Origin of the sequence: Paenibacillus hemerocallicola (assembly GCF_006265175.1) — a bacterium.
Classification (GTDB): domain Bacteria; phylum Bacillota; class Bacilli; order Paenibacillales; family NBRC-103111; genus Paenibacillus_AB; species Paenibacillus_AB hemerocallicola.
The window spans coordinates 175,619-183,401 of sequence record NZ_VDCQ01000009.1; the positions used below are offsets into that span (position 1 = coordinate 175,619).

Consider the following 7,783-nt stretch of genomic DNA (forward strand, 5'->3'; position numbering starts at 1 on the left):
TCAATTCGCCTCCCTTCCCGGCTCCGCGAGCACGCAGCGCACTTGATGACCCGGCTTCACTTCATACAGCGGAACGTCTCCGACGTTGCAAACGCCGGGACGCGCTTTCGGGCAGCGGTTGTAAAACCCGCACCCTGCCGGCAAATCGACCGGGAAAGGCACGGTCCCTTCGATCGTCTCCAGCCTCTCGTGCTTCCGCGAGATCGACGGGATCGAAGCAAGCAGCGCTTGCGTATAAGGATGAAGCGCTCCGTAAAACAACGTATCCACATCGGTGTACTCGACGACCTTGCCCAAATACATGACCGCCACCTCGTCGGACATTTCCGCGATAACGCCCAAATCGTGGGTAATGAATATGACCGAAGTGCCGTTAGATTCCTTCAGCTCGTTGATCAGCCGCAGCACCTGCGCCTGAACGGTGACGTCGAGCGCCGTCGTCGGCTCGTCGGCGATGAGAACCGAAGGATTGCCCGCCACCGCCATGGCGATCATAGCCCTCTGCCGCATCCCGCCGGACAGCTGGTGCGGATATTCGTTCAACCGCTGCTCGGGATTCGACATCCCGACCTTTCTCAGCGTCTCCAGCGCGATCCGCTTCGCTTCCTTGCGGTCCTTCGTCCGGTGCAGCAAAATGGCTTCCGTAATTTGATCCCCGATCGTATGGATCGGAGAGAAAGCTTTCATCGGCTCCTGAAAAATGATGGCGATTTCGCCGCCGCGGATGCTCCTCATCTCCTCGCCGTTCGGATCGAGCTTGGCGATATCGACCGTCTCGGCGCGCCCCTCCTTCGTCCGGCGAAGCAGCACCTCTCCGCCGACGGTGGCGAAGGAGGGCAGCAGGCGCAGTATCGCCTGGGACGTCACGCTTTTGCCGCAGCCGCTTTCGCCCACGATGCCGAGCGTCCGGCGGCGCTTGATCGCGAAGCCGATCCCGTCCACCGCCTTCAGCACGCCTTCCTTGATGCGAAAATGCGCCCGCAGCCCGTTCAGCTCCAGTACTACTTCCTCGTCGCGTTCCATCTGGCCGCCTCCCTCCTTATTTGTACGGATCCGCCGCATCCCGCAGCCCGTCGCCGAGAAAATTGAACATAAGCACCGTTACGATGACGAAAGCGGCCGGCCAAAGCAGCCACGGCTGATGCGCCAGCGTCTGCAGGTTTTGGGCGTCCTGGAGCAATACGCCCCAACTGACGACCGGAGGCTGCAGGCCGATGCCGAGAAAGCTGAGCGCCGTCTCCCCCAATATGGTGGAAGGAATCGCCATCGTCGTGGACACGATAATATAGCTGGAAAACGAGGGCAGCAAATGCTTCCGTATGATCCGCATGTCGCTTGCCCCGCCGAGCCTCGCCGCCAGCGTGAAATCTTCCTCGCGCAGCGACAGCACCTTGCCCCGGACGACCCGCGCGAGCCCCGTCCAATCGATCACCGAGAAGATGAGAATCATGCCGAAATACGTCTCGAGCGGGGTCCAGCTTCTCGGCAGCGCCGCCGCCAGCGCCATCCACAGCGGAATCGTCGGAATGCAGACGAGCAGATCGATCACGCGCTGGATGAACGTATCCACGGCCCCGCCCATATACCCGGAAATGCCGCCGATCACAAGCCCCAGCACAAGCGTCAGCGCGATGCCGAGCAGGCCGAACGACAGCGAGATGCGCGCCCCGTACAGGATGCGGGTGAACAAATCGCGGCCAAGCGAGTCGCTGCCCATCAGCAGCAAGGGCGCGTTCGGATCTTCCAGGCCGAACAGATGCACGTTCGTCGGGACCAGTCCGAGCAGCTTGTAAGGCTCCCCTTGCGCGAAAAAGCGGATCGGGTGCTTGCGCGTCGTGTCATCCGCGAAGGTGCGCCGGAACGTCTCGCGGTCCATCTCCTGCTTCAGATCGTAAACGAACGGCCGCAAGGAGAAGCCGGTTTCCGGATCGACGAAGCGGATTTGCTGCGGCGGCGCGTTTTTGTACTCGGTAAACCGGGCCGTCGGCACGGTCGGCGTCAGGAAGTCGCAAAATACCGCCGTCAAGTAAAGCAGCAGCAGGACCGGCACCGCGATCATCGCCAGCTTGTGCTTGCGGAACTTCCACCACATGAGCCGCCATTGGGAGGCCGCCTCGTAAGCGTCCTCCGCGCCGGACGCGGGCGGTACCGGGGACGGAGCCCCGGCGTCTCCCCCTCCGGCCGGGGCATTGCGCCCGAGACGTCTGCGAATCGCTGCGATCATGAGCCGGCACCCCCAAACCGGATTCGCGGATCAAGCGCGGCCAGCAAAATATCGGACAGCAGCGTTCCGATTACGGTGAGCACGCTCAGGATGAGCAGGAAGCTTCCGGCCAAATACATGTCCTGCACCATCAGCGCCTTCAGCAGAACAGGACCGGTCGTCGGCAAGTTCAGCACGATGCCCACGATCGCCTCCCCGGATATGAGCGCCGGCAGCGTCCAGCCGATCGTGCTGACGAGCGGGTTGATCGCCATCCGCACCGGATATTTGAACAGCAGCTTCGTCTCCCCCACGCCTTTCGCTCTGGCGGTAATGACGTACTGCTTCGATAATTCGTCCAGCAGCATCCCCCTCATGACGCGGATCAGCGAGGCCGTGCCCGACAAGCCGACGAGAACGACCGGGATGGCCAGTCTGGGCAGCATGTTCAGCACCTTTCCCACGCTCCACGGGGCATCCTGGTATTCGGGCGAGAACAGGCCGGTAATCGACACCCCCGTCGTATCGAATATGACATAGACGAGGATGAGCGCGATCAGAAAGCCCGGCACGGCCATCCCGATAAAGCCGAGAAACGAGAAGACGTAATCGCCGACCGAATATTGATGCGTGGCCGAATAAATGCCGACCGGGATGGCGATCGCCCATACGATCGCGAGCGAGATGACGGAGATGAGCATCGTCAGCGCGAGCCGCTCCCCGATCACCTGCGATACCGGCAAATTCCACTGGAACGAGGTGCCCATATCGCCGTGCAGCACTATATTTTTGATCCAAATCCAATATTGAACATAAATCGGCTCGTTCAAGCCGTACTGGGCCGTCAAATGAATGATCGTGCTTTCCGCCACGTCCGTGCCGGACAGCTTCAACTGATCGACGTATGTCGTCAGGAAGTCGCCCGGGGGCATTTGAATGATCAGAAACACGACCATGCTGATGGCGACGAGCAACGGAATGAGCTGCAGCAGCCTGCGGCCTATATAGGTCAGCATGCGGGTTCCTCCCTTCCACTGATGAATCGGGAGCAGCCCCCATTATTTGCGGAAAAACCACTGCTCTCCCGCGAAGTTTTGGCCGATCCCCCAGCCTTTGTCGGAAATGTTGCCGATCTTCGCGTTAACCGCGACCGGTGCGGCAATATTTTCGCTATGGATGAAGTACCAGTAGTTGGCGCCGATGTTTTTGCGGATGTCGTCCCGCTTCACGAGCGCATCCTTAAGCGACAGCTCGCGCAGCTTGAAGATCGTCTGGAACAAATCCTTCGCCTCCTGGGGCGGCTCCTCTCCCTGCTTGCCGCCGGAATTCCACCATTGGTCCCACAGCGGCGCCCAAATGTTCTGGCCCCATTCCTGCCTCGACCATTGCACCGGTCCCGGAGTGAACATGATCGTCGCCTTCAGCTCGTTCGCTTTGTTGCGGTTCGTCCACAGCGTGCTGTCGATTTGCTTCAGGGTGACGTCCAGTCCGATCTGCTTCCACTGCTCGACGACGAGCTGCCCCAGCGTGCCGAAATCGGCGAAGGCGGACGATACCTCGAACGGGATCGTGAACCGTTTGCCGTCCGGTCCGGCGCGGAAGCCGTCGGCTCCTTTTTTCAACCCGATGTCGTCCAGCAGTTTATTCGCTTCCTGAAGGTTCCGGGTCGTTTCCTCGATCGTCGACGGCTTGGCGAAGCCGTAAAAGACGGTATCGGCGATTTCCTTTTTGTCGAGCGCCAGATTGAGCGCTTTACGGAATCGTACGTCGCGCACGACCTGCCGCCAAGCCGGATCGTCGTACGTCAAGTTCAGATGAATGTCGTTGGCCGTCCGGTGAAGGTTGTTGATATACACCTTGTAGCCGCCTTTCGCTTCGTTCTCCTTGAGCAGCGGAACTTTCGGGATGGAGACGTACTCGTAGGAGTGATCCACCTCCCCGGCCAATATTTTCAGATTGACCATTTCCGCGTTCTGCACAAGCGTGCTCTGCAGCTTATCGATGTAAGGCAGCTGATTGCCGGCGGCGTCGACTTTGAAATAGTACGGGTTGCGCTCGAACTCGATCTTGTCGCCCGACTTCACTTGGATGTACGGGGTGAGCACCGGAAACCCGATCGCCTTCGGATACGTAATCTCGTTGTTCAGCACGTCCTTGGCCGTGAACAGCTTCACCCATTCCCCGGACGCGAAGCCCGCTTCCTTGATGGCCGGCTCCAGCTTGTCGAGCGGCGTGTACTTGACATGGTACTGCTGCAGAAAATGCTTCGGCTTGAGCAGTTCGTTGTACCCTCTCCACCCTTGCACCGCCAATTGGATCAGGAAGCCGCCGTAAGGCTGATCGAAGCCGATTTTGAACGTGTAGTCGTCTATCGCCTGGAACGCAAACGGCTGGCCGTTCGCGTCCGACGCCGATTTCAGCCACAGCGGCAGCGTAGGCGTCAGCTCCTTGTTCAGCAGCACGTCCTCGACCGCGAACTTGACGTCCTGGATCGTGACCGGCTGGCCGTCCGACCATTTCAGCCCTTCGCGCAGCGTAAGCGTAAATTCCTTCTGGTCGTCGCTTACTTTGTAGCTTTTCACGAGGTTCGGCGTGACCTCTTCGCCGAGCACGCCGGGACTGTTCACGAGCGGCTCGTTGTTGATGATGAACAGGTCGGAGTCGTTGACCGGGTCCTGCCTTACGGTGCGCAGCGTTCCGCCGTACGTGCCGATCTCGTAGTTCAAATAGTCCTTCGGCAGCTCGTTGGTCAGCTTCGGCTCCTTCGGCAGCCGCTCCTTGACCGGAGGCAGGCTTTTCCCGTCGAAATACGGCGATTGCTTGAAGTCGGTCGGTACGGCTGTAGTCGCCGTGGCGGCGCTCACGGGTTTCGTCCCGCTGTCTTGCGTATTGGCCGCGGCGGATGGAGGCGTCGTCGACGCTTCTTTGCCCGCTCCCCCGGATTCGCACGCGGTCAGCGCCGCGGCGGATACGAGCGTTGCCAGCATGATGACGGATAATGTCTTTTTCATGAAACTTCCCCTCCTGAATGGGAGCCGTAGTCCCGCTCTCGGGCGGCTCCTTGGCCTTGCTTCGAAAACCCGGCAAACAGTTATCGCAAAGCGGCCCATGCCGATGAACGGCAGCCGCGGAAACTAATGCTCGCCCAACCGCTCCACTCTATTAGCTATAAAACATGAAGTTAATTTCAGAGAAAAAGCGATATTTGTCGAAATAAATGGAAATCATGCAGGTAAATCGCCGCAAAACCGCTAAATCGGTAAAAACGATCGAAAATAGCTGGACCTTTTGAGGCTGATGAAAAAGTCTGCAAAGAGAGGAAGCGCCGGAGACAAGAGGTGGGGGATGCGCTCCACATCCGTTAACATCGTGTCTGTTTTTAAGATTTTAGCGGTGGTCACAACACGATTTCAAAGTCAACCGCTTCGCTTTCCGCACATTTCCCCCACCTTTTTGTAGTGCAAATCTCTCTTTTTGACTTTTTCAACAACCGGACCTTTTTACAGCTAAAGTCGAAGAACGGCGTCTTCTCCTCCATATAACTGCACGTTTACAAGCAGTTTGATTGGTTCGCCGGATTTCCGCATTTGCGGCTTCGGCGATGACACTTCGGCGCCGCACGTATGGCTCTTTGCTTTTTAGCGAACGGCCAGCTTGCGGCCTTCGGTCAATTGGCGCTTCATCCAATCGAATTTCAGGAACGGATCCTGATGGCCCTTCAGCTCCTCGTACAGCTTGCTTCTAAGCTCCGCCAGCACATCCCCGTGCCCGTCGTCGCCGATGACGTTGTGCAGTTCGTCCGGGTCGGCCTGCAAATCGTACAGCTCGTCGACGTCGGTCAAGTTCCAAACGTATTTCCAACGTTCATTCCGAATCATGCGCTGGTTGTAAAGCCCGAACTGCTGGCCGTTGTAGGTCGAGACCACTTCCGTTCGCCAATCGTCCGGCCGATCGCCCTGCAAGAGCGGCGCAAGCGATCTGCCGTGGAAAAAGGGCTGCGGAGCAAGCTCCGCGTAATCCAATAAAGTAGGCGGCAGGTCAAGCAGGTTGTAAACGAACTTGTCGATGAGCGCGCCGGCGGGAACACGTTCCGGGTATTTGACGATCAGCGGCACTTTGACCACGTCGTCGTACAAGATGTAGTGCTTGTCGATCATCCGGTGCCCGCCGCACATGTCGCCGTGATCGGCGGAGTAGACGACGATCGTGTCCCGCTCCAGCCCGAGCCGCTTCAGCTTCTCCAGCACGATGCCGATCGCCGCGTCCATCTGCGTAATGATCGCATAATACCTGCGGACGATCGGCTCCCAATCGGACCACCCGTAGTGCTCCAGCCCCCAATTCAGCAGCTGCTGCTTCTGGATGTAAGGCTTGCCCTCGAAGCTGTCGGAAAAGCTTCTCCAGACGGGAATTTGTTCCGACTCGTATTGGGCCAGAAAAGAAGCGTGGGGCTGGCACGGAAGATGCGGTTCGGGAAAATCGAGCCTTAAATGCCAAGGCTGCCCGGAAGCCGCATACGACTCGATGAGACGAACGGCCTTGTCGGCCAACCAATGCGTACGCGTATCCTCCAGCTCTACCGGATCGATCTCGCCGAAAAAGCCGTTGGTGAATTTCGCATCCGGGTATTTCGCTGTCCGATACTCCCGGTATTCTTGATCTCCGACATAATCGTCGAACCCGTAGTCGAGCGGCGAATGGTCGCGGTTGACGTGCCATTTCCCCACGTAGCCGTTCCGGTAACCGTTCTCCTGCAGCTGCCTCGGCCATGTATACTCGGTAGGCGCAAGCTCCCGGTTCGGCACGAGATCGGCGTTCCAGAACGACTCGAAGCTTTCCGGCCGTTTGCCGTGCAACAGGCTTTGTCTGGCCGGGCAGCAGAGCGGGATCGGCGTGAAAGCGTTGGCAAAGGCCGCCCCTTCCGCGGCCAGCCGGTCCAGATTCGGCGTCTTCACCGGATAATCCCGGCTGTAGCCGACGCAGTCGTACCGATGCTGATCGGATAAAATAAACAATACGTTCGGTTTCGTACCCATCGGAAATCTCCTCCTGTGCGTCTGTGAAAGCAGGATGCCAGTAGAACGGCGAAAAACGTGCCATCCGGTTCGTCCGGTATAGTCCGTCTAAAAAATGGTTTGTAGGGCAAGCTCCCCGGCATGGACGAGATTCTCCACCAAGAACGCGCCATGTCCTCCAAAACGAAAAAGACACCGTTATTCCGCAAAGCTTGCGGAAAGATCAGTGTCTCCGGTTCGTTCGGTCGACAATTACTTTAATTCCAATTGGAATTCTATGGATTAATGTTACTTATAGTAGCACCGTATCGACAGGACGTCAACGGTTTTCTTTTGAAAAAAAATTGTCGTCGATCGCCGTTAGCGGAGAGTGTGCATATAGCCCCGATCGTACCGGGAGCTTTGCTGTAAGTCCTGCTTTCCGTGGCCGTTCCTGCGGCTGCAACCTCCGCGCCAGGCCGGGGAAGCCCAGTAATAAAGCTCAAACAAGCACTATTTGCGCCAACATACGTTCGCTTCCGAGAAATAGTGCTGAAACGTGCTTTATCTTCCGCCTTTTCCCTTT

At 58.0% G+C, this 7,783-nt stretch carries 5 protein-coding genes; all 5 read right to left on the reverse strand.

What is annotated here, in order from left to right; all coding sequences use genetic code 11:
* The 5 genes from FE784_RS09225 to FE784_RS09245 all read right to left on the reverse strand — a co-directional run bounded on the left by FE784_RS09225 (nt 1) and on the right by FE784_RS09245 (nt 7,239).
* Entirely contained in the window at nt 1–1,023 is a 1,023-nt protein-coding gene (locus FE784_RS09225) for an ABC transporter ATP-binding protein (RefSeq protein WP_218103760.1), read from the reverse strand.
* 16 nt (nt 1,024–1,039) lie between these two features.
* Nucleotides 1,040–2,224, reverse strand: coding sequence for an ABC transporter permease (locus FE784_RS09230; RefSeq protein WP_139601904.1), 1,185 nt, complete (start codon nt 2,222–2,224; stop codon nt 1,040–1,042).
* Nucleotides 2,221–3,219 carry an ABC transporter permease gene (locus FE784_RS09235; protein ID WP_139601905.1) on the reverse strand — a complete coding sequence of 333 codons (999 nt, stop codon included), beginning with the start codon at nt 3,217–3,219 and terminating at the stop codon, nt 2,221–2,223. The genes FE784_RS09230 and FE784_RS09235 overlap by 4 nt, the downstream gene beginning before the upstream one ends.
* Before the next feature lie 42 nt (nt 3,220–3,261).
* Complete coding sequence (locus tag FE784_RS09240) at nt 3,262–5,214, reverse strand: ABC transporter substrate-binding protein (protein ID WP_139601906.1); 1,953 nt, start codon at nt 5,212–5,214, stop codon at nt 3,262–3,264.
* A 627-nt stretch (nt 5,215–5,841) separates the two neighbouring features.
* Nucleotides 5,842–7,239, reverse strand: coding sequence for a sulfatase family protein (locus FE784_RS09245; protein WP_139601907.1), 1,398 nt, complete (start codon nt 7,237–7,239; stop codon nt 5,842–5,844).
* Nucleotides 7,240–7,783: the final 544 nt, after the last annotated feature.

Excerpts from the sequence above, each read along its gene's own strand:
- FE784_RS09225 (WP_218103760.1), bottom strand. The coding sequence starts at position 1,023 with ATGGAACGCGACGAGGAAGTAGTACTGGAGCTGAACGGGCTGCGGGCG.
- FE784_RS09240 (WP_139601906.1), bottom strand. The coding sequence starts at position 5,214 with ATGAAAAAGACATTATCCGTCATCATGCTGGCAACGCTCGTATCCGCC.
- FE784_RS09235 (WP_139601905.1), bottom strand. The coding sequence starts at position 3,219 with ATGCTGACCTATATAGGCCGCAGGCTGCTGCAGCTCATTCCGTTGCTC.
- FE784_RS09245 (WP_139601907.1), bottom strand. The coding sequence starts at position 7,239 with ATGGGTACGAAACCGAACGTATTGTTTATTTTATCCGATCAGCATCGG.
- FE784_RS09230 (WP_139601904.1), bottom strand. The coding sequence starts at position 2,224 with ATGATCGCAGCGATTCGCAGACGTCTCGGGCGCAATGCCCCGGCCGGA.